Annotated in this window: 14 protein-coding genes and 1 pseudogene; 11 read left to right on the top strand and 4 right to left on the bottom strand. The window is 69.3% G+C overall.

Annotated elements, in window-relative coordinates:
- Positions 1-30: 30 nt before the first annotated feature.
- The 5 genes from ACRDSQ_RS08345 (at position 31) to ACRDSQ_RS08325 (ending at position 5,754) form a co-directional block, all read left to right on the top strand.
- The gene (locus ACRDSQ_RS08345; RefSeq protein WP_431420185.1) at positions 31-996 is read left to right on the top strand and encodes an alpha/beta hydrolase; all 966 of its coding nucleotides are present in this window, start codon (positions 31-33) and stop codon (positions 994-996) included.
- Between the two features lie 72 nt (positions 997-1,068).
- Positions 1,069-2,724, top strand: coding sequence for a flavin-containing monooxygenase (locus ACRDSQ_RS08340; protein WP_431420183.1), 1,656 nt, complete (start codon positions 1,069-1,071; stop codon positions 2,722-2,724).
- Complete coding sequence (locus ACRDSQ_RS08335; protein ID WP_431420181.1) at positions 2,721-3,101, top strand: hotdog fold domain-containing protein; 381 nt, start codon at positions 2,721-2,723, stop codon at positions 3,099-3,101. Before ACRDSQ_RS08340 ends, ACRDSQ_RS08335 begins: the two co-directional genes overlap by 4 nt.
- Before the next feature lie 7 nt (positions 3,102-3,108).
- The gene (locus tag ACRDSQ_RS08330; protein ID WP_431420178.1) at positions 3,109-4,476 is read left to right on the top strand and encodes a flavin monoamine oxidase family protein; all 1,368 of its coding nucleotides are present in this window, start codon (positions 3,109-3,111) and stop codon (positions 4,474-4,476) included.
- Between the two features lie 45 nt (positions 4,477-4,521).
- A complete protein-coding gene (locus ACRDSQ_RS08325; RefSeq protein WP_431420176.1) occupies positions 4,522-5,754 on the top strand; it encodes an acyl-CoA dehydrogenase family protein in 1,233 nt (410 codons plus the stop codon).
- Between the two features lie 247 nt (positions 5,755-6,001).
- On the opposite strand, the gene ACRDSQ_RS08320 is transcribed toward ACRDSQ_RS08325, so the two are convergent.
- The gene (locus ACRDSQ_RS08320) at positions 6,002-6,286 is read right to left on the bottom strand and encodes a DUF4342 domain-containing protein (RefSeq protein WP_431420175.1); all 285 of its coding nucleotides are present in this window, start codon (positions 6,284-6,286) and stop codon (positions 6,002-6,004) included.
- A 317-nt stretch (positions 6,287-6,603) separates the two neighbouring features.
- Here ACRDSQ_RS08320 and ACRDSQ_RS08315 point away from each other — a divergent pair, with 317 nt between their 5' ends.
- The 5 genes from ACRDSQ_RS08315 to ACRDSQ_RS08295 all read left to right on the top strand — a co-directional run bounded on the left by ACRDSQ_RS08315 (position 6,604) and on the right by ACRDSQ_RS08295 (position 12,169).
- The gene (locus tag ACRDSQ_RS08315) at positions 6,604-7,740 is read left to right on the top strand and encodes an ROK family protein (protein ID WP_431420173.1); all 1,137 of its coding nucleotides are present in this window, start codon (positions 6,604-6,606) and stop codon (positions 7,738-7,740) included.
- 156 nt (positions 7,741-7,896) lie between these two features.
- Positions 7,897-9,084: a Gfo/Idh/MocA family protein gene (locus ACRDSQ_RS08310; protein WP_431420171.1), complete on the top strand. Its 1,188-nt coding sequence runs from the start codon at positions 7,897-7,899 to the stop codon at positions 9,082-9,084.
- Between the two features lie 13 nt (positions 9,085-9,097).
- Complete coding sequence (locus ACRDSQ_RS08305) at positions 9,098-10,393, top strand: ABC transporter substrate-binding protein (RefSeq protein ID WP_431420170.1); 1,296 nt, start codon at positions 9,098-9,100, stop codon at positions 10,391-10,393.
- Positions 10,390-11,346, top strand: coding sequence for a carbohydrate ABC transporter permease (locus ACRDSQ_RS08300; RefSeq protein ID WP_431420169.1), 957 nt, complete (start codon positions 10,390-10,392; stop codon positions 11,344-11,346). The genes ACRDSQ_RS08305 and ACRDSQ_RS08300 overlap by 4 nt, the downstream gene beginning before the upstream one ends.
- Entirely contained in the window at positions 11,339-12,169 is an 831-nt protein-coding gene (locus ACRDSQ_RS08295; RefSeq protein WP_431420168.1) for a carbohydrate ABC transporter permease, read from the top strand. The genes ACRDSQ_RS08300 and ACRDSQ_RS08295 overlap by 8 nt, the downstream gene beginning before the upstream one ends.
- 37 nt (positions 12,170-12,206) lie before the next feature.
- Here the strand turns inward: ACRDSQ_RS08295 and ACRDSQ_RS08290 are convergent, their stop codons facing one another.
- From ACRDSQ_RS08290 to ACRDSQ_RS08280, 3 genes and pseudogenes are all read right to left on the bottom strand, one after another.
- A complete protein-coding gene (locus ACRDSQ_RS08290; RefSeq protein WP_431420167.1) occupies positions 12,207-12,668 on the bottom strand; it encodes an Imm26 family immunity protein in 462 nt (153 codons plus the stop codon).
- A 20-nt stretch (positions 12,669-12,688) separates the two neighbouring features.
- Positions 12,689-21,160, bottom strand: a complete 8,472-nt coding sequence (locus tag ACRDSQ_RS08285; RefSeq protein ID WP_431420165.1) for a SpvB/TcaC N-terminal domain-containing protein — start codon at positions 21,158-21,160, stop codon at positions 12,689-12,691.
- A 316-nt stretch (positions 21,161-21,476) separates the two neighbouring features.
- A pseudogene (locus ACRDSQ_RS08280) lies at positions 21,477-21,632 on the bottom strand (DUF664 domain-containing protein); the annotation flags it as partial.
- A 299-nt stretch (positions 21,633-21,931) separates the two neighbouring features.
- Between ACRDSQ_RS08280 and ACRDSQ_RS08275 the strand changes: the two are divergent.
- Positions 21,932-22,792 (top strand): alpha/beta hydrolase, encoded by an 861-nt coding sequence (locus ACRDSQ_RS08275; protein ID WP_431420163.1) that lies wholly within the window; start codon positions 21,932-21,934, stop codon positions 22,790-22,792.
- Positions 22,793-22,821: the final 29 nt, after the last annotated feature.

Raw genomic sequence — 22,821 nt, 5'->3', positions numbered from 1 at the left:
GTTTGCCACCTCGTCGGAAAGGCCCCGCGCATGACCAAGCCAGTCCCCCCGAGTTGGGGGCTTCTCGACGCCGACGCGCTGCTTGTGGCCCAAGCGATCGCCGAGGCGTTGCCGACGCCGGTCCGCGAGCTCGGAGCCGTGGCGGCTCGGGAGCTGTTGGCGAGCGCGCCGTCCGACCGCCCGCTGACACCCCTCGACCGAGTCGAGGAGGTGACCGTGCCGACCCGTTCCCGACAGCTCCGCGCGCGCCGCTACCACCCGCCCGGCGCACGGACCGCGAGCCCGCTGCCGACGCTGCTGTACCTGCATGGCGGCGGATTCGTTCTCGGAACTCTCGACGGAGCGGACGAGGTCTGCCGCGCCATCGCCGCACGGTCGGGGTGGCAGGTGGCCTCCCTGGAGTACCGCCTCGCCCCGGAGCACCCCTACCCGGCAGCCCTTGAGGACTCGCTCGACACGCTGGCCTGGCTCCGCGACTCAGCCCATTCGGACGTGATCGCCGTTGGTGGCGACTCCGCGGGCGGCAACCTCGCGGCCGCGCTCTGCCTCCAGCTGAGGGACCGCGGACTCCCGCTCCCCGTGTCGCAAGTCCTCGTCTATCCCGCGGTCGACGACCGGTTCTCCGCGCCCTCCTGGACCCAGTTCGCCGACGCGCCCCTGCTGACCGCGGCCGACGCGCGTTGGTGCTGGGAGCAGTACATCGGGCACCACTGCGTCGATCAGTACGCGGCTCCCATGAAGGCGGCGTCCCTGCGGGGATTGCCGCCCGCCCTGATCCTCACCGCCGAGGTCGATCCCCTGCGCGACGACGCCGAGGCGTACGCCGAACGACTGCGCCGCAGCGGTGTGCCCACCACCTCCATTCGCCACTCGGGCGTGTTCCACGGCTTCTTCACCGAGGTCGGGGTCTTCGCCAAGACCGACGCGGCGATCGATGACGTGGTTCGACACCTGCGAGGCATTGACGGAGGTCGCGACCCGCGGCTACCTTCTTAGTCATACGACTCAGACTGTTGACTACCTTGCTGCGATCTGTCGACACCTCTGGACCACGAGAAGGCAGAGCCCATGACTGACACCACCGCCCCTGTTGTCGACATCCTGTGCGTCGGCGCCGGATTCTCCGGCCTGTACGCCGCGTACAAGGCGGCCGAACAGGGCTGGACGTTCGCCGGCTACGAGACCGCACCCGACGTCGGCGGCACCTGGTTGTGGAACACCTATCCCGGCGCCCGGTGCGACGTCGAAAGCGTCTACTACTCGTACTCGTTCAGCGAGGAACTCCAGCAGGAGTGGACCTGGAGTGAGCGCTTCGCCCCGCAGGCGGAGATTCTGAGCTACATCAACCACGTCGCCGACCGCTTCGACCTTCGTCGGCATTTCCGGTTCGACACCACGGTGGTGGCGGCGAACTGGCTTCCCGACGAGCACCTTTGGGAGTTGACCCTCGACTCCGGCGACACCCGCCGTGGCCGCTACCTCCTGGCAGGTTCAGGCGGACTCTCGACGCCCAAGGACTTCGATGTGCCCGGCCTGGAGAACTTCACCGGGTTGACGGTGTCGACGAGCCGCTGGACCATCTCGCTCGACGATCTGGCGGGCAAGCGGGTCGCGGTCATCGGCACTGGATCGTCTGCCGTGCAGTGCATTCCGCTCATCGCCGAGGTGGCCGAGCACCTGACCGTGTTCCAGCGGACCCCAAACTACGTCTTTCCCGCCCGCAACGCCCCGCTGCCCGCGGAGACAGTCGCCGAGACCAAGAGCAGGTACCCCGCCGTCCGCGAGGAGTGCAGGCACTCCCCCGGCGGAATTCCCGACCGCCCGGTGACCGACCGCGCCTTCGATGTGTCCGATGAGGAGCGTCAGGAACGCTACGAGCGGGCCTACGAGCGCAGCGGATTCCTCGGCGTCGGCGCGGAGTTCGCCGACCTCCTCTTCGACCTCAAAGCCAATAGGACCGCATCGGACTTCATGCGGCAGAAGATCCGTCAGATCGTCCACGATCCGCGGGCCGCTTCCCTGCTGGAGCCCCAGTTCCACGCGCTGGGCGCGAAGCGCAGCTGCTTCGGAACCGACTACTACGAGACGTTCAACCGGCCGAACGTCTCGCTCGTCTCGCTGCGTGAAGAGCGAATCACGACCATGACGTCCGGCAGCATCGTCACCGAGAGCGGATCCTACGAGGTCGACGTCATCGTCCTGGCGATCGGTTTCGACGCCTTCACCGGACCATTGTTCGCGCTCAACGTCACGACGCCGCGGGCGGGCCGGTTGCAGAACGCGTGGAGTGACGGCGTGCGCACCTACCTGGGCACGATGACCGCCGGGTTCCCCAACTTCTTCATGATCGGCGGCCCGCAGAGCCCGGCGCTCGCGAGCAACGTCGTCGTCACGATCGAGCAGGCCGTCGACTGGATCACCGACCTGATCAGCCATGCCAAGGCCGAGGGCAGCGAGGTCATAGAACCCACCACCGAGGCCCAGAAAGACTGGGTAGGCATCACCGAGGCCACGGTCAACCAGACGCTCTACGCGACGACCGACTCCTGGTACCGCGGCTCCAACGTGACCGGCAAGCCCACCACCTTCCTCGGCTACGTCGGCGGCGTCGGCAAGTACCGCCGAATGTGCACCGAGATCGCCAAGCGCGGCTACCCCGGCGTCCTGATCGGCGGCCAAGCCGTCGCCCCCGGGATCGGCCGCATCGACGAGGAGATCGCATGAAGGTCGTCCACCAGCGCTACGTCGCCCACTCCGATGCCCACTACGCGGGCAACCTCGTCGACGGCGCCTACAGCCTGAGGTTGTTCGGTGACGCCGGAACTCACCTGGCGATCATCGGCGACGGCCACGAGAGCCTCTTCGCCGGGTACTCCTCGGTCGAGTTCCTCGCTCCGGTCCGCGGCGGCGACGTCATCGAGGTCGAGGCTCGCCTCGCGGCCAAAGGAAGCCGGAGTCGAACGGTCGACTTCGAACTGCGCGTCATCTGCCGATCCCTGGACGAGACCGGCCGAGCGGCGGTACTCGCCGAGCCCATCGTCGCCACCCGCGCCCGAGGGACGGGTGTCGTCCCCGCGGGCGCGATCACTCACGAGAGTTGAGGTAGCGATGGACACATCGAGAGACGTGCGTGACCAGGCGTGCGAGATCGTCGTGGTCGGCGCGGGCATGGCCGGGTTGATGGCGGCGACCACCCTGTCCGATCGGGATGTCGTCGTGCTCGAAGCAGGCGGCAGGCCCGGAGGTCGCGTCGAGTCGGTTCGCCAGGGCGACTACTGGATCAACCTCGGCACCCAGTTCACCGAGGGAACCGGAACCCTGATCGAAGCCCTCGAACGCCACCAGATCCCCATGGGGACGCTGGCGGGCAAGAAGGTGGCCCTCGCGCTGCACGGAAAGCTGGTCGACACCTCGAATCCGTTCGGCCTGATGCTTCGCTCCCGGATGGCCTTCATGGACCGGGTGGGACTGGCCGCTGTCGGCGCTCGCATCCTCGCGGCGGTGCCGTTCCTGGAGCTGAACCCGGACAACCCCCTGGCGAAGCGGGTCCGCGCGAAGCTCGACGCCCGATCCGCGTCGTACGTGCTTCGAGGAGTCAACTCCGAAGTCGCGCGAGCCATGGTCCGATCCTGGTCCGGGCAATGGATGGGATGCGAACCTGAGGAGACGGCCGCGACCCAGTTCGTGATCTCGATGGGGATACTCCTGACGGATCCGGCGAAGGTTCCGAACTTCTCCCTGCCCGCGGGCGGAAACCAGACCCTAACCGACATCCTGGCCGCCGACCTCGGCGATCGGCTGCGGCTGAACTCGCCGGTGACGTCGGTGCGGTGGACCGAGAACGGCGTCGTCGTGGACTACGAGGACGCGAACGGACCGGCGCGCATCCGCGCCCGCCGGGCGATCGTGGCCGTTCCCAGCGACGTGGCTGTGAAGATCATGCCTGACCTCCCACCTGGGTATCGGGCGGCGTTCGACGACATTCACTACGGCCGATACGTGGTGGTGGGCTACTTCACCCGCGAGGAAGGCCCGCAGCGGTGGGATGACTACATCGCGGTGTCGACGCCGCAGCTGTCGTTCCAGGCGATGTTCAACCATGCCGCGGCCATGCGCGGTCCTGGCCGACGAAAGCCGGGCGGCGCGCTGGCCTGTTTCGCGGGCGGCGCGGTGGCCGACAGCCTGTTCGAGCTCACCGATGAGGAGATCGTCAAGCGATTCACCACGGACCTCCTCTCGCTCTACCCCGAACTCGAGGGGAAGCTCGACCCGGGGATCGTCCGACGTCACCACCGCGTCGTGCCGTTCTGGCCACCCGGCGGACGTGCCTCGCTGCCGACGCTGCGTCAACACCTCGGCCCCGTCCACCTGGCAGGCGACTACCAACTCGACATGCCATCACTCGCCGACGCGGCCTCGTCCGGTGAGCGGGCCGCGCAGCAGGTTCTGGCGAGCCTGTCCCGTCCGGTGCGCTGACCGCGATCTCCGGCCACTCCCCCGACCCTCGCAAGGAAGGTACCCATGCCTGCCACCCAGAACCCCACCCGCCAGGCGGACCGGCTCTACCACGACCTCCTCTCCCCCGCGGAGACCCGGGGGCTCCGCGACCGAGCGCGCAAGATCGCCGCCGACGTCGTCGCCCCGGACGCACGCCGGATAGCGAACGGGGATGAGCGCGTCGACGGCTTCCCGCGGGACGTCTTCGACGGGCTTGCCGCCGCCGGGCTGTTCCGGGTGCCCTTCGCCGCGGAGGTCGGCGGGGACGGCCTCGCGCACCCGGTCACGGCGACCGCCGTCGCGATCGAGGAGTTGGCCTACTACTCCAGCAGTATCGCGGCCGTCTTCGACGTTCACTGCATTCTCGCCGGCAACGCCCTGACCCACGGAACCCCCGCGCAGCAACAACAGTGGCTGACCCAGGTCGCCAACGGCTCCGTCGTCGGCGCCTTCGCGACCACCGAGCCCGACGCGTCCTCCGACCTGAGCCCGCAAGCGGTGCGGACGGTTGCCGTCCAGCACGGCGACACCTGGATCCTCAATGGCCGCAAGCGGTGGATCTCCAACTCGCCGGTGGCGGGATTCATCGTCACCCTCGCCCGCACCGGCGACCGGCTCTCGATGTTCGTCATCGACACCTCCCTGCCCGGAGTCCGAGTCGGCGAGCCCGACCAGAAGATGGGCAACCGCGGCCAGCTCACCGCCGACGTGTGGTTCGAGGACGTCGAGCTGACAAACGACTCCCTGCTCGGCGGCGAGCCGGGACACGGACTCCGCCACGCGCTCGCCACACTCACCCTTGGCCGTATCGGCATCGCCGCCGCCGGTGTCGGCATGGCGCAGGCCGCCTTCGACCACGCCGCCGCGCACCTGTCGACCCGGGAGGCGTTCGGCCGGAAGCTGGCCGCCAACCAGCACTGGCAGTTCCTCATGGCCGACCGTGCCACGGAGATCGAGAACGCCCGCGGCCTCTACCTCAAGGCCGCGCTGCGTCGTGACGCGGGCGAGGTGTTCCCCGAGCCGGAAGCCGCGATGGCGAAGCAATACGGGAGCCGACTGGCGGTCGACATGGCCCGCGACGCGGTCCAGGCGTTCGGCGGGCTGGGATTCGCCCGGGAGCTCAGCGCCGACGGCACACCTGGACCGGTCGAGGCGATCTACCGCGACAGCAAGATCGGGGAGATCTACGAAGGCGCCAACGAGATCCTGAAGTGGGTCATCGCCCGCGGCATCTTCGGCAAGGAGATCACCGGCTGAACCTGTCGATCCTGCTTGAGGACTCCGCCCGCAAACACCCCGACCGGAATGCTCTCGTACTGGATCCGCGACCGGCCCTGGCCGCCGCCAGGCGACCACCGTGGAGGAGACGTGACTCGACCGTGTCTCGGGGCCGAGTGCGCCTGCACCCGCCTGTCCCGAACACCGCGACGCCGCGGACGCCGAAGGGCTGGGACTTCAGCAGCACCTCGGACCCCGAAGACCCGGTCTCGTCACCCGCGGCTGATCACTCGGCGTCGACCACCCTCGCGGGGGGCGAGGCCGGTGGCTTGCGGTGCTCAAGCTTGATTCCGCACTTGCCGACCAGCGCCACCCCGGCTCCGATCGTCGTCGCCACCGGCGCGGCCAGCGCGGCTACCATGCCGACGGCCAACGGCACGTCCAGGACCACGTCGTCCTCACTGTCGCGGACGACCACCCGGCGGTTGATGCCCTCGTGGAACAGCCCCCGCACGGCGTCGACCACGGAATCGACGGCGGCGCGGGTCGCCTCGGGCTTGGCCTCGTTCATGAATTCTCCTTGTACTGCGGAAAAGATCCCCTGACAAACCCCCATGCTGCCCGTTCCGCGACGGCGCACCATCAGGGTTTCCCCCGGGCATCCCCCTGATTCACCCCGGCCGCCGGTCGGGGTGGCGGTCATGCCGGCTGCTAACAGCGTCTTCGGATAGTCGGCCGGGGCCGCCGATGCTGGTGTGAGAGTTTGCGCGACGCGGCTCGCCCTGCGGCTGCGTGAAGTCAATCCTCAGACAGGCCCGCACGGCCTACGGTCTCCGCTGGTCATAAGCTCGACACGGGAAGCCGGTCGGATGACGCGGGGGTCGGGACATGCTGAGGGCGACGACGCCGAGGGGGCGCTGCCTGGAGGGGTTGCGCGAGGTGCGGGTCGCGACCATCCGGGAGCTGGCCGCGCGCACCGGGTTGTCGCGGCCCACGGTGGAGGCGCTGATCGCCGACCTCGAGGCCGAGGGCCTGGTGGACGGTGACGTCGCCCCCGCGCCGCCGAGTTCGGGTGGGGGCAGGCCCGCGCGGCGGTATCGCTTCCGCGCGGAGCGGCACCACGTCGTCGGGTTGGACGTGTCCGACGTCCGCCTGCGGGTGGCGATCGCCAACCTGGCGGGCGACGTCGTGCACACCGACATCGACGGACCCGCCAGCCCGCGCACGGGCACCGCGGACCTCGCGCCGCTGCGCGACCACGTCGCGCGGGCGTTCGACGCGGCACGGCTGCCGCTCAGCACGTTGGCGGGCATCACCGTCGCGGTGCCCGGGATCGTCGGCGGCGACGGCAGGCTGTCGCACTCCCCCGCGGTGCGGGAGTGGCAGGGCGTCGACATCGCGAATCGGCTGACCGAGGTGTTCGGCTGCCCGGTCACGGTGGAGAACGACCTCGTGCTCGCCGCAGGCGCCGAAGCCACTCTCGGCGCCTCCCGGTTCGCCGACACCAGCCTCTACCTGCTCACCTGGTTCCACGTCTCGGCCCGGCTCGTCCTCGGCGGGCGGGTGCACGTCGGCCGCCACCACCAGGCGGGGGAACTGTTGGCGCTGCGCGTCCTCGCCGGGCCCGTGCGCGGCGACGAGGGGCCGTGGGAACACATCGAGGCCACGGACGCGCGGCTCGCGGCGGGTGGCCCGGACGCGCTCCGGCTCGCCGAGGAGCTGACCGACCGGATGGCTCTCGCGGTCGGCGGCCTGCTCGCCGCCGTCGACCCCGATCTCGTCGTCCTCGGCGGACGGCTCGGCCGGTACGCCGACCTGCTCGTCCCCATGCTGCGCCCCAAGGTCGCCGCGCAGCTCAACCTGTCGTTCGAGTACCCCATCGTCGGGCACGCGCTCGGTGAGCTCGACGTCCCGCTCGGCGGCGTCCTGCGGTCCTTCGACACCGTCGGCGCCGGCCTGCTGCGCAGCCCCGACGTCAGCACCCCGCCGATCAGTCTGCGCGAGCACGCGCCCGCCACATTGTGAAACCTGGCAGCTCAACTAACACCGTTCACTGGTAACAGTTGGGTAACCTACCCGGCAAGCCCTTGTGCTGAACAGGCATCTCCGGCAACCCTCGGCATTCATTAGTAGGAAAAGTCATTTTCACTACTGCCTCGGATGCCCTGTGGAGAGCGCTTGATGAACGACCTGTCCATCGCCGTCGTCGGCGTCGGCGCGCGTGCACCCATCGCCCAGCACGCGGTGGCCGCGGGGGCCACGCTCGTCGCCGCGGTCGACCCCGACGACCGCGGCGCCGACCGCGCGGCCCGCTGGTTCGGCGACGTGCCGGTGCACCGCGACGTCACCGGACTGCTGCGGGCATTCCCCGACCTGGACGCCGCGATCGTCACCAGCCCGGACCACACCCACGCCGAGGTGAGCGAGCAGCTGCTCGCCGCAGGGGTCGCGGTGTACCTGGAGAAGCCGCTGGCGACCACGATCGAGGACGCCGACCGCGTGCTCGCCGCCGCGCACACCTCGGGCGCGAAGCTCTACATAGGACACAACATGCGGCACATGCACGTGGTGCGGCTGATGCGGGAGATCATCGCGCGCGGCGACATCGGCGAGGTGACCTCGATCTGGTGCAGGCACTTCGTCGGGCACGGCGGCGACTTCTACTTCAAGGACTGGCACGCCGAACGCGCGAAGACGACGTCGCTGCTGCTGCAGAAGGGCGCGCACGACATCGACGTGATCCACTGGCTGGCCTCCGGCGTCACCCGCGAGGTCGTCGCGATGGGCGACCTGACGGTCTACGGCCGCGTCGACTCGCGCCGGGACAACGGCGACCGCACCATGCGCGACTGGTTCTCCCTGGACAACTGGCCGCCGCTGGCCCAGACCGAGCTCAACGAGACCATCGACGTCGAAGACCTGTCCATGGTCCTCATGCGACTGGACAACGGCGTGCTGGCGAGCTACCAGCAGTGCCACTACACCCCGGACTACTGGCGCAACTACACCGTCATCGGCACCGAGGGCCGGATCGAGAACTTCGGCGACGGCGCGGGCGGCCAGGTGCGGGTGTGGAACAAGCGCACCGGCTACCGCCCGGACGGCGACCAGTCGTGCTCGATCGTCGGCGACGATGTCGGACACGGCGACGCCGACGCGCTGACGATGACCGAGTTCCTCCGGTTCGTCCGGGAGGGCACGCCGACCGACACCGACCCGGTGTCCGCGCGCGAGGCCATCGCCGCCGGGGTCGCCGCGACCCGGTCCCTGCGCACGGGCTCGACACCGCAGCGCGTCCCAACTGTCACACCCGAGATAGCCGCGTACTTCGCCGCGCACCAACCCGCCCGCCCCCCGCACGACCTCTAAGCTAAGAGCACAGATGAAGAAGCACCTCGCCGTGCTGTCCGCCCTCGTCGCCGCGACCGTCGCCTTAGCCGGGTGCGGCGGTGGCTCCGGCGACGGCGGCGCCGCCGCGCAGCCCGCCAATCCCGCCGACCTCAAGGCGGAGATCTCCTACGGGGTCTGGGGCGAGAACATCGCCGGGGCCGCACAGCAAATCGTCGCGGACTTCAACAAGACCTACCCGAACGTCAAGGTCAACGTCCAGGTGACGCCGTACAAGGAGTACTGGACCAAGCTGCAGACCCAGGCCGGGTCCAAGACCACACCCGACGTGTTCTGGATGAACGGGCCAAACTTCCAGCTCTACGCCGCCAACAAGAAGCTGGCCCCGATCACGGGCCTGGTGGACGGCAAGAAGATCGACCCGGCGCACTACCCGAAGGCGCTGGACACGCTCTACACCTACGAGGGTGTCCGCTACGGCGTGCCGAAGGACTACGACACCATCGCGGTGTTCTACAACAAGAAGCTGTTCGCGGAGGCCGGTGTCGCGGAGCCGAGGTCCGACTGGACGGTCGAGCAGTTCGTCCAGTCCGCCAAGGACATCCGCTCGAAGCTGAAGGCGAAGGACGTCTTCGGCGTGACCGCGGCGCTCGTCGACGGCGGGCAGCAGACCTACTACGACACCATCGCCGCCGCGGGCGGTGAGGTCATCTCCGCCGACGGCAAGAAGTCCGGCTTCGACACCCCGGAAGCCGTTCGCGGCCTGCAGGTGTGGGCGGACCTGATCGCCGCCGACGCGATGCCGTCCCTGGCGCAGGACGCCGACACCCCGGCGCTGAGCCGGTTCACCAGCGGCCGGGCCGCCATGTTCTGGACCGGCTCCTGGGACACCAAGCTCCTCGCCGAGAGCCCGATCGCCGCGGACGTCGCGGTCGCGCCGCTGCCGCGGGACAAGCGGCAGGCCACCGTCATCCACGGGCTGGCGAACGTGATCAGCGCCGACACCAAGAACAAGGCCGCGGCGGAGGCGTTCCTCACCTACCTGGCTTCGCAGGAGGCCGCGGTCACGTTCAGCAAGCTCAGCGGCGTGATCTCGGCGTACGAGGGCACCCAGGAATCGTTCCTCAAGGTGCTGCCCGGCGCCGACCTGAAGGTCTTCCTCGACGGGGCTGAGAACTACGCGGTGCCCTACCCGGTGAGCAAGAACTCCTCGGCCTGGGGCAAGTTCGAGGTCGACCTGCTGCCCGACGCGTTCTCCGGCGCCAAGCCGGTCGGCGAGGTGGCCAAGGCGATGGCGGAGGCGATGAACAAGGCGCTGGAGAAGGAATGACGGCGTCCACGACGGCGCCCGGGGCGGGGATCGCCATCCCCGCCCCGGGTCGCCCGGCCCGGCCGCGCGGGAAGAAGGCGCACACCGGCCACGGCGCGTGGCCGTTGCTGTTCGTCGGGCCGCTGGTGTTGGGCATCGCGGTGTTCTACCTGTGGCCGATCGTTCGCACCGCCTACTTCAGCTTCACCGAGTGGGGTGTGTTCGGCGGGTCCACCTGGGTCGGATTGGAGAACTACCAGCGGCTGCTCGCCGACCCGGAGCTGGGCCGCGCAGCGGTGAACACGCTCATCTACACCGGGATCGTCGTGCTCGGCGTGCCCATCGGGCTGGTCCTGGCCGCGTTGCTGAACCGTCCCGGACTGCGCGGCGCGACGCTGTACCGCACGCTGTTCTTCCTGCCGTACGTGGCCATGCCGGTCGCCGTCGCACAGGTCTGGAAGATCATCTACAACGGTGACTACGGCGTTCTCAACTGGGCGCTCGGCCTGATCGGGATCGAAGGCACCTACTGGGTGTCGACGCCAGGCTGGTCGCTGATCGCCACCGCGGTCCTCGGATTGTGGCTGTCCCTCGGGTTCAACATCATCATCCTGTCGGCGGCGCTGAGGAACGTGCCCCGCGACCTGTATGAGGCGGCCGCCCTCGACGGCGCGTCGCCCGCCCGGCAGTTCCGGTCCATCACGATCCCGATGGTCGGCCGGTCGGTGTTCTTCCTGACCGTCGTGACGGTGATCGCGGGCCTGCAGCTGTTCGACCTGCTCTACACGCTGGTCGGCACGGCGAACCCGGTGATGCGGGACACGAAGTCGCTGGTCTACCTGTTCTGGGAGGCCTCCTTCCCGGACAACGAGAAGGGCTACGGCGCCGCGATCGCGATCGCCATCCTGGCGATCACCGCCTGCGTCACCGCCGTCCAATTCCTCCTGCAACGCAGGTGGGTGCACGATGTCTGAGCGCGCCGCCATCACCCGCGGCCGAACCTGGCCCACGCACGTGGTCCTTTCGGTCGGCGCGGCGACCATGGTGTTCCCGTTCGCGTGGCAGATCATCCTGAGCCTGTCCACGCAGAGCGAGGCGACGAGCGCGACTCCGACACTCCCGGCCGCGCCAAATCTGGACAACTACGCGCTCGTCTTCGAGCGGCTGCCGTTCCTGTCCCAGTTCTGGGTGTCCGTGCTGATCACGGTCCTCCGCACCGTCGCCCAGCTCGTCCTGTGCTCGATGGCGGGCTACGCGTTCGCCCGGATGCGGTTCCGCGGCCGCGACGCCCTGCTCGCGGTGACGTTGTCGGTTCTCATGGTGCCCAGCCAGGTCTACCTGATCCCGCAGTACGAGATCGTCCAGTCGCTGCAGTGGCTGAACACGGTGCAGGGTGTGGTCGCCCCCGGGTTGTTCAGCGCGTTCGGCACGTTCCTGATGCGCCAGTTCTTCGCGTCGCTGCCGGTCGAACTCGAGGAGGCCGCCCGCCTCGACGGCTGCAACCCGTTCCAGGTGTTCTGGCGGGTGATGCTGCCGCTCACCCGTCCGGGTCTGGTGGCGCTGGCGATCATCACGGTGCTGTGGTCGTGGAACGACCTCCTGTGGCCTCTCGTCGTCACCACCGACGGCACGAAGATGCCGCTCGCGGTCGGCCTGGCGACGCTGCAGGGTGAACGCAGCACCCAGATCCCACTGGTCATGGCGGCCAGCCTGCTGGCGATGGCGCCCATCCTGATCCTGTTCATCAGCCTCCAGCGGCGGGTCATCGAGGGAATCGCGCACACCGGACTGAAGTAGCACCCAACGTCAGCTATGGCAGGAAGGCCCCACTCAGTCAGCGTTTGAGGGCGAAGTGCTCGACGTCGGCGTTCGGTCGGCCCGCGTAGTGGTCGGCGATGCGGCGCTCCACTTGTTCGGCCTCCCATACCGCCGCCCGCTCCAGACCTTCGCACTCCTCGATCGTGGCCGGGCGCATGCCGCCGTGGGCGTCGAGGATCGTGCAGCGGGTCGGGTCGGCGATGTCCTGCATGTAGGTGTCGGGCACGGCGAGGTCCTGCGCGCCGGGCGCGGTGCCGACCGCGCGCCAGCGGCCGGACTTCCACACCGCGTCGAACACGCCCACGAAGAACAGGATCGGGCAGGCGATGATCTCGTCGATGCCCGGGGTGCCCTCGCCGTCGTCGACCCGGCAGTCGTACACCGCGATGTAGGGGGCGGTGACGAGGCGCGCGTAGGTTCGGGCGCCGTTGCCGAACGGGATCTCGACGACCGTACCCAGCGCGCCTCGCCGTGCCATCACGAACTCCTTCTCTTGGCCTAGTAACCAGTGTAAGAGTGCAGCGGGCCGAACCTGGCGGTCGACGCGTTGTGGTAGATCACGCCGAGCGGGTTCCATTTCGCGACGCCGCGGATGGCGTTGCCCGAGGTCCCGCCGTCGCTCAACGATCCGCCGCGGTGGTCGATCATCTGTTGTTCTCGCCCGCGTATCGCCTGGTAGGCGGGGTCGGCGTGGCGCAGCGTGTGGGACATGGTCGCTTGTGCGGCGTTGGTGAGTTCGGCGGGGCCGTACCCTTCGGCGGTCTTGTGGTGGCCCGCGTCGCGGGCCGCGAGCACCTGCTGCGGAGTGCCGTAGCCGCTGGCCCGGCCGGAGTAGTACTTGCCGGTGGCGGCGTTGTACTTCTGGTAGGTGATGTACCAGAGCTGCTGCTCCTTGCGCTCCGTGCGCGTCACCGTCTCGATCGTCGTGGACGTCGACACCGTGGTGGTCTTCATCGCCGCCCAGGCCCCGGCGATGATGATGCCGATCCCGATGACGTCGCCCGGCCCCGGCACCGGGGTGTCGGCCTGGCTGGCCACGCCGCCGGTGGCGAGCGCGGGCCCGAAGACCGCCCACCCGCCGCGCGCGGTCACGGTCCTGGTCACCGGGACGCGCGCGGTGGTCGTGGTCGTGAGGTAGCGGCTGCCCATCAGCTCGTCGCCGAGGGTCACCGGGTCCGGCGCGTTGCCGTCGGGGTCGGTGTACTTGACCGGGTTGTTGTGCGCGTAGCTGTACAGCGCCAGGTTCGAGCTGTTCTGCACCCCGCCCGCGGGCTTGCCGTCCAGATAGGAGCCCAGGATCGGGTCCGGGCTCTGCCAGACGCTTGTGCGCGGGTTGTAGTAGCGGGCGCCGTGGTAGTAGAGCCCGGTCTCCTCGTCGAGTTCCTTGGCGCCGTACTGGTAGGGCACGGGGGTGGGCTGCGCCGGGTGCTCTTTGACCCACGTCTCACCGGAGGCGAAGTACTCCAGGTGCTCGGTGAGGTTGGCGTGCTCGTCGGTGACGTAGCCCGACGATCCCAGGTGGTCGGCGTGGAAGTAGAAGATATGGTTCTCGAACGTCGAGTCCGGCTTGACCGTCTTGGTGGCCAACCGGGTCTCGCCCGCGAAGACGTGCTTGAACCCGGTTCCGTTGCGCTCGCTGAAGTACTGGTTGGGGTAGATGTGCTGCGGCCCGGCGTTCTTCACCACCCGGGTGCCGTCGGCGTCGTAGTGGTACCGGACCGTGGCGGGCTGCTGCGGGCTGGTGCAGGCGCTCGGGTCCTGCGCGATCGTGGAGTTGCGGTTGTGGTCCTGGTTGCAGGCCAGCCGGTTCTCCTCGTCCCACACCAGCTGTCTGCGCTTGCCCGGCGCGGGCGGCAGCGTGTTGACGGTGTCGACCAGGTTGCCGTTGGCGTCGTAGGCCTGGTTGACCGGGCCGATCGCGCTGGGGGCGTGCGGCCTGCCGCCGGTGTGGCGGTAGGTGTAGTCGTAAGAGGTCTGGCGCTGCGGCTGGACGGTGGGCCCGCTCGCCATCATCGGTGAGCTGAGGCTCTGTTCCTCGGCGGTGAGCGGCGCGTCCTCCTCGGGCTCCTCGATCACACCCAGCGGCGGGTACTGCGTCTCAGGCGCGGGCTCGGTCCCGGGCTCAGGCGCGGGCTCGGTGTACGGAACCGGCGCGACCGGCTCCTCGATCCCCACCACGGGCTCGTTCGGGTCGAACGCGGCCGTGGCGTACTCCATCGTCGACGACTCGACGACGATCTCGTGCCGCTGCGTCTTGCGGACGGTGTTGTGGATCGCGTCGTAGCCCTGGGTCAGCTCGTACCGGTCGAGCTTGTTGTCCTTGTCGCGGTACTCCCCCTTCGCGGAGGTGAGCCGGTAGAGGTCGTCGTAGGTGTAGGTCTGGGTGCTCGGCCCGCCGATCGGCTTGCCGTGCGGCAGCGGCACCTCGTTGTGCAGCCGGGTGATGTTGCCGACGTTGTCGTAGGTGTAGCCGATGTTCTGGAAGTGGTGGCCGTCGGGCAGTTTCGACTTCAGGTTCGCCAGCTGCCGGTCGAGCGGGTCGTAGGCGAAGGTGGTGCGCACGCCGGTTCCGGTCTCCTGCAGCAGCCGCTGGGAGAACTTGTCGTAGTCGAGCCGGGCGAGGTAGGTGTAGTCGAACCCGCCCTTGACCCCGGCCGCCCGGTGCACGAGGCCGCCGGCGTCGTAGCTGTAGGTCAGGACCTCGCCGTCCGGGTAGGTCATGTCCAGCACCCGGTTGAACGAGTCGTACCGGTAGGACGTGGTGTACGAGCGCGCCGGTCCGTTGAGGATCGACTCGGGCACCGTCCTGGTCTCGCGCACCACCTCGCCGAGCGCGCCGTACGCGCGGGTCAGCGTGCCCGCCCCGTCGCGCACCTCGGTGACGCGGTCCGCGGCGTTGCCTGGCGCACCGGGTCCGCCGTATCTGTAGGTGACGTTGTTCGCGGTGAACGTCGGGTACCGGACGCCCACGACGCGGGTGTGGTCGTAGTCGTACTCGATCGCCTTGTTCTGGGCGCGCAGCTTCGAGGAGATCTTGGCGGTGATGTTGCCCGCGAGGTCGTAGACCGTCTCCGCGCGCCCGGAGTCCGGGCTGTCCACAATGGTGCGTCGGCCGAAGTTGTCGTACACCGACGACGTGGTGTTGTTCTTGTCGTCGACCACGGACGTGATCTGCCCCATGGCGTCGTAGCCGTAGCTGGTCCAGATCACCGGCTGCCCGCCCGCCGGGTTGAACTCCTTGACCGAGGTGGCCAGGGTGCGCACGTCGGTGTAGGACTCCCGGGGCTTGCCGTTGGCGTCGGTGGAGACGGTCTTGAACCGGGCGACGCCCGCGCGGTCGGTGCCGAAGCCGTACGCCATGGCCGACGCCGTGCCGTCCGGCAGTTCGGTGCGGGTGGCGCGGTCGAGCACGTCGAACGCCGACTTGGACGGGGCGACGGTGTCGAACGCGGCGTTGAAGGCGGTGTTGGCCGCGCCCTTCTCCTCGGTGAGCGGGTAGAACTGCTCGACCACGCGACCGGCGAAGTCGTACTTCGCCCGGCCCGACACGGTCATGACCGACTCGGCGGCGGCGCCCGCGGCAGTGGCGACGACGGCGTCCTTCTTCGTCTGCACCATGCGCTTGAGGCCGTCGACGAAGCTGATCGTGTCGATGGTGTCGGCGCGCACCCCGTCGGCGGCGCGGTCGACGTGGCGGGTGACCGCGTACGGCACCGCGGCTTCGGGGTGGTACTCGAAGTCGATGGTGTAGCGGTTCTCGGGCAGCTCGTACGGCCCGGTCACCGCGTCGATCCGGCCGACGCTGTCGTAGGCGGTGACCATCCGCTGGTTGTTCTCGTCGGTCACGCTGTCGGGGGCGCCGTACTTCAGGTTGTGCGTGGACGTCGACCGGTAGCCGAAGCTGTCGGTGATCGACTCGACGTGCACGCCGACGACGGTGTCGTAGCCGTAGTCGAGCCGGTAGCGCTGCCCGTTCTTGTTGGCGGGCTCGGTGACGGACTTGAGGTTGCCGTCGGGGAAGCGCTCGACGTCGGTGACCGCGGCCCGGCCGTCGGCGAGGAACTCCTTGACCTGCCGGACATCCGCGGTCACACAGTCCACTGTGGATTCGCGGTGGCGCAGGAGTGTTCCGGTGGCCGCGGCGCTCTCCCGCAGGGAGTTGGCCACGCCGACGATGTTGCGGTCACGGCAGGCCGGGATCGAGGCCGAGTAGCCGATCCTGGTCTCCAGGTCGTCGGCGGCGCCGTGGTCGGCGACGTCGAGCGAGCGCACCATGTTGCCGAACTCGTCGTAGGACGTCTCGGTCGAGGTGGTCTTGCCCGGCGTGGGCTGCCCCTCGTAGAACCGGCGCTCGGCGCGGGTGAGCTGCGGGAACACCGTGGCCGTCGTGCTGTCGGGAGCCGCGGTCGCCCCGGTGGCGACATCGCGCAGCTGGTAGGTGTTGACCGACTCGACGAACGGGCGGCCCGCGCCGTCGGCGGTCATCGTCCGCGCGAGCAAGCCCTTGGTGTAGTAGCTGTCGACCAGGTAGTCGCTGATGGAGGTGCGGTACACGCCGCCGGAGCCGTCGCGCTGCTCGGCCACGACCTTGCCGTAGCCGTAGAACTCGCGCTCCAGCCGGTCGTGCTTGCCGTTCTCGTAGCGGAACGTGGTGACCTGGTGGTCGTCGCCGTCGCCCGCGTGCCCGTCGAAGACCGCGGTGCGGGACAGGACCCAGCGCGACTCGGGGGCGTCGTAGGTGTTGCCGCTGCGGGCGTAGTCCAGGTCGATCCGCGCGCCGAGCGGGCGGCCGACGGACTTGAGCAGGTTGGTGCGCCCGGTGCGGTTCTCCGCGACGACCAGTTCGTTGTCCTTGGTGGACTTCACGTGGTCGGCGTAGCCGTCGCCGTTGACGTCGCGCAGCGCCAGCTCCGCGCGCCCGACCCCCTTGGAGACGTCGGCGCCGGGGTTGAACACGATGCAGCCGAAGATGAAGCAGAACCCGAAGGTGAAGTACACGCCGCCGCCGAGGGTGGCGTTCTTGTCGCTGTTCACCCCGGAGAAGCCGCCCCGGAACGGGGTGGGCGCGGCGAACCCGCTGCCGGTGTTGATCGCCACGCCGACGGGCGCGCCGTCGTGGGCGAAGACGCGGTCCATCAGGCCGTCGCCGTTGACGTCGGTCAGGGTGGCGTCGGTCTTGGCCGACCCGGTCGCGGCCGACACGCCGCCCGCGAAGCCGTAGTAGTCGGTGTTGAACCCGAGGTTGAGGCCCGCGTTGCGGGTGTCGCCGGAGTTGAGCGGACCACCCGGCCACGGCTCGCGCCCGGCGAAGGAGTATCCCAGGTTCAGCGCGGCGTCGCCGTTGTCGAACACACGGTCCGGCAGGCCGTCGCCGTTGATGTCGATCAGGTCGAACGCGGTGTCGGACTCGCCGCCGCCGAGGTTGCCGCCGATGCCCAGCGACGGCATCTCCACGCCCGCCTTGGCGGTGTTCGCCGAGCCGGAGCCGGTGGGCACGTCCTGGCCGCGCGCGGTGGCGCTGGTGCGCGCCGGGCTGCCCGCGTTGCCCGAGACGCTGTAGGCGCGCGAGTCGGACTCGCGAACGTCGCCGCCGACGCTTCCCCGGGTCTGCCCGAGGCCGCCGACCATGTCGGAGTACTGCACCCCGGCCGAGCCGACGACGTCGGGGAAGCGGTCGCCGTTGAGGTCAAGGAAGTCGACCTGCCCCTTGGTGCGGCCCTTCGCGAGGCTGCCGCCCAGCGGGCCGACGCCGAAGGTCGTCGAGATCTGGCTGGTCTTGGCCCGGCGCGAGACCGCGGTGGCCCCGGCGAAGTCCTCGTCGCGGACCACGTCGATCATGTCCTGGCCCAGTCGCGAGCTCGACGCGCCCGCCGCGGCGACCCAGGTGTTCTCGTCGGCGCCCGCCCAGCTGCCCCGCGCGGGCATCGGGGCGAACACCGCGATCTTCGGCGCGGTCACCCGCGGGTCGGCGGTGAAGCCAGGGACGTCGGCCTCGGTGGGGCCGTTGGGAATCTGGTCGCGGAAGCTCTGGTCGAGCACCAGGTCGGCCTGTGCGATCGGGCGGGTGGCCCGGTCGCGGTTGCCCTGGTAGCCGATGGCGGCCCAGCCGCGGTAGGGCTGGGCGAACGCGCCCTGCTCGGCCGAGGCGTGCAGCGCGCTGGGAACCGCGACACCGTCGACGGACACCGACTGCGTGGTCAGCTTGGACAGCAGCGTCGTGTCCACAGTGGAGTAGTCGAAGAACAGTTCGTCGCCGTCGGTCACCGGGACCGAGAGCGGGGCGATGGCGGGCACGACGCCGTCGACGACGTCGATCACCCGCTTGCCCAGCAGGGCGCCGCGCTTCTTCACGGTGAACACGACGCGCGCGTCCGGCGTCTGACCCGCCAAGTCGAACGCCAGGCTCGGCTGCACACTGATGTCGCCGGTCTGGGTCGCGGTGTAGTGGCCCTGCGGCGCGGTCAGCGTCGTTGCCGGGTACAGGTCCAGGTCGTACGGCGGGCTGATCACGATCGCCGGGTCGCCGTTGGCGTCGACCACGGAGTCGACCCCGTCGGCGGCGGTGTAGTGCGCGCGCGGCACCCAGGTCAGCGTGCCCACGTCGATCGGCGAGTCCGCCTTGAGCCGCCAGGACAGCTTGTCGTTGACCGACACCGGGATGTCCAGGTCGATCGCCGCGGTGCCGCCGCTGTTGGCGGGCAGCACCTTGGTGAACACATCGGTGCCGTTGCGGCTGACCACGACCGTTACGTCGTCGGTGGTCGGGCCCGACTTCACCGCGTCGCCGGACAGGTGCAGCGTGCCGGTGAGCGGCGCGGTCGCCACCGAGGGTCGACCGCCCAGGGTGAAGTCGCGCGAAGCCAGGTAGCGGTGGTTGTCCAGGCCGTTGACGTCCGTGCTCGGCGCGGCGCCGACGTAGGTGATGTCGGGGTCCCAGGCCACCTGGTCGTAGTTGCCGTCCAAAATGGACTGCACGCGGAAGTAGACCGCCTCGCTGCGCCGGACCGGCACCGCGGTGACGCCGGTCGGGGCGAACTCGAAGTAGTCGTCGGGCCCGATGCGCTGCGACCACAGTTCGGTGTCGGCGTGCTGGATGGCCACCCGCACACCGTCAGCGGCACGGTACTCTGCACGCTCGGCACTGGTGTCCTGAACCAGCCGCACCCGGCCATCGATCCGCACCGTGCCGTCGTAGGGCGCCACCCAGCGGCGGACGCTGTCCAGCAGCGGCGACGCGTCGACCTGGCGCTCGAACTCGGCGGTCTGGTCGCCCACGACCGAACCGGACGCGGTGCCCGCGCCGACCGGGACGGGCGTGGCGTGGCTGTCGGCGCTGTAGGCCGGATTGCCGTTGGCGTCGAGATAGCCGAAGAGCACGCCGCCGTTGTTCACCAGGTCGGTGATGCCGTCGCCGTTGACGTCGCTGAAGTAGCGGTCCGCGGTCGTCGTGGTCGACACGTGGTCCAGCTGCGCGGCGACACCGAAGTAGGACTCGATGCCGACGGTGGTGGAGCGGGTCTTCTCCTTGGCGATGCCGGGCAGGTTCGTCAACGGGATCGGCGTGTCGCCGAAGCGGGTCTCGCCGCCGGGACGCGCGAGGTTGGGGCGGTAGAAGATGCCACCGCCCGCGCGGAAGACCTTGTCGGGCAAGGAATCGCCGTTGACGTCGGCCAAGGCGAGCAGACCCTCGGTCGACCCCTGGTTGTAGCCGACCTTCAGGCCCGCGGAGTTCGACTTGCTCACCGAGGTCGGGTTGTAGCCGACGTAGAGGTGACCGCCCGCGCCCTTGGACGTGCTCGCCGAGAGGGCGCCCGCCTCGCCGTCGTGGATGCCGCCGCCGAGATGGTCGTCCGGCACGCTCCAGCCGGTGGCCCCGCCGAAGGCGTCGTAGGCGCCGGACTGGTCGCGGATGTCGTCGAAGTAGTCGAAGGTGTGCGTGGTGAACGCGCGGTTGTCCTCGCCGAAGTTCGTCACCGACGCCAGCAGCGACTTGTGGAAGGCGCCGGTGCGGTAGTTCAGCTCGTAGGCGCGGATGAGCTGGTCGTCGAGCTTGACCTCGACTCGCCGGAGCAGGTCCGCGGTGACCTTCTTGAACCCGCCGCGCGCGTCGATGGCGACGTCGGGCCGGCGGGGCTCGCCGCGTTCGCGGTCGCGGTCGAAGGTGACCGAGTAGCGGCCCTCGGTGCCGCCGTGCCCGGTGTAGGTGATCCGCTCCAGATACAGGTTGGCGCCGGGCACCGACGCGCCGGGCACACCGCCGTCCTCGACGCGGGTGTGGTGGTAGCGCAGGAGATTGTCGTTGGCGTCGCGCTGCTCGTTGATCGCCCAGGACGCGATGTTGCCGTTAGCGTCGGTCAGTGTGGTGCCGCCGTCGCGGCCGAACACCATCCGGCCGCCGACCCGGTCGGTGACCTCCCACCAGTAGTTCGCCGGGCTGTCGCCACGCCGGACGATGCGGCTGAACTGGCCCTCGACGCGGGTGTGGAACACCTTCTCCGCGGTGCGCGCCCGCAGTGCGGAGCGGTGCGCGACCGGGGTGAGCTGCTGGCCGTTTAGCAGGTAGGTCTCGGTTTCCAGGCCGGCGTGGTAGCGCGGCACGCCCCAGCGGGTGTCGATGGCGACCGTCGGGATGCCCACGTCCCACCCGGTGCCCAGCCAGCCGGACTGCGCGGACGAGCTGTAGTTCAGCGCCAGCTTCGGCGCGACGCCGTTGCGGCCGGGTGGCACCTCCAGCGGGTAGGACAGGCGCGCGTCACCGCTGTTGGACGCGCCGGGCGCGTCGATCAGGGTGACGCCCGCGCCGGGGTCGGCCGCCTTGATGTCCTTGATCTTGTTGGGGTTGAAGCTCTCGCCTTCGGGGTGCTCGGGCGCCTCCACCGCGGCGCTGCCTGCCGCAGGCCTCGACCCTTGGACCTCGCTCGCCGGGACCAGCCCGGCGATCAGCAAGGCGAAGATCACCAACAGCGTCAAGCCTCTACTGCGAACGGACCCCTGGCTACCGAACACGGCGAAAACCCCTCTCGGCCGGATCAACCAGGGGGCGTTTCGCGGTGGCCGAGTGACCTGTTACCGCAATCGACCGGGAAGTTTCGGCCCGACCGTCCGTTCAGCAGGATTTGCGCCGAATGCCAAGCGGCCCTGCGACAAGCGGCCCTGTCGCGGGCGCACCATCCGGCCGAGCGCGGCAAACCGGGTCAAGGCGGTGGTCCGCGGTTGCCGGACCCCGACTCCGACACGCTCCACTTTGGACAGGGTCGCACCATGCCATCCGGGCGGGATGGCCAGGTCAGCCGATGACGGGCGACGCCACCGGCACGGACCGGTCGATCTGTTCGCGAAGGATGTCACCGTGTCCCGCGTGCCGGGCGAACTCTTCGATCATCGCGCAAGCATGTTCTCGATGATCTCCCGTTCGACGCCGTCGGTGATTCGGTTGGTAATCATGGGTCTCACTCCATTCTCTTGCGCGGCCGCGTGGTCCCGGGTCGGCGGACTACGTACTGACGTGGAACACGCATGTCTCTACGCAATATCGCCGATGCCTGATCAGGCGCGTCACGGGAGGCTCGCGGTCGACGTGGAGAGGCCGAATTTCTCGCCACGGAGAGTCGCGCCGCACTGAATCGCAAATCTGGGCGGCGCGTTTGTCCAAATCCATCAAAAGCGGCCTTACCGATCCGCCCGCGCGGGTTCGGGTGCTGTTGCCGCCGACAATTGTTCGGCTGACGGAGGAATCAACAGATGCGGAAGTGGCGCAAACTAGGGACCGCGGTGGGTATCGCGGCCATGATCGCTACCGGGACCGGCCTGGCGAACGCGGGCCCCGGCGTCGAGGGCAATCCTTACCAGCGGGGTCCCGCGCCGACGACGGCGAGTATCGAGGCGCCGACCGGAGCGTTCGCGGTGACCAGCGCGTCGGTCCCCGGCGGGAACGGCTTCGGCGGCGGGACACTGACCTACCCGACCGACACCAGTCAGGGCACGTTCGGCGCGGTGGTGGTCACGCCGGGGTTCCTCTCGCCGGAGATGAAGTGGTACGGCCCGCGGCTGGCTTCGCAGGGCTTTGTCGTGCTCACCATCGCGGCCAACACCGCGGTGGACCAGCCGGGTGCACGGGCAGCACAAATGCTGGCCGCGCTGAAGTATCTGACGGAGCAGAGCGCGGTCAAGGACCGCATCGATGGTTCCCGGCTCGCGGTGATGGGGCACTCCATGGGCGGTGGCGGCTCCCTTGAGGCCGCGGAGACGTATCCGGCGCTCAAGGCCGCCATCCCGCTCGAACCGTGGAACATGGGCAAGAACTTCAGCGCGGTGCGCACCCCGACGCTGATCGTCGGCGGACAGAACGACTGGATCGCACCCGTCGGGCAGCACGCCGTCCCGTTCTACAACAGCATTCCCGCAGGCGTGAACAAGGCCTACATCGAACTCGCCGGCGGAAGCCACTTCGTGCCGATGTCGCCGAACGTCACCATCGCGAAGTACAGCATCGCGTGGCTGAAACGGTTCGTGGACAACGACACCCGATACGACCAGTTCCTCTGCCCGGTCCCGCAGGCTGCCACGATCTCGGTGTCCAAGGGGACCTGCCCGCACACCTGATCACCGAACGCCGCTGCCCCGCCTGGCCA

It is taken from the genome of Actinokineospora sp., from assembly GCF_050699995.1.
In the GTDB taxonomy this organism is placed as follows: domain Bacteria; phylum Actinomycetota; class Actinomycetes; order Mycobacteriales; family Pseudonocardiaceae; genus Actinokineospora.
This window is presented reverse-complemented; position numbering and strand designations above follow the sequence as displayed.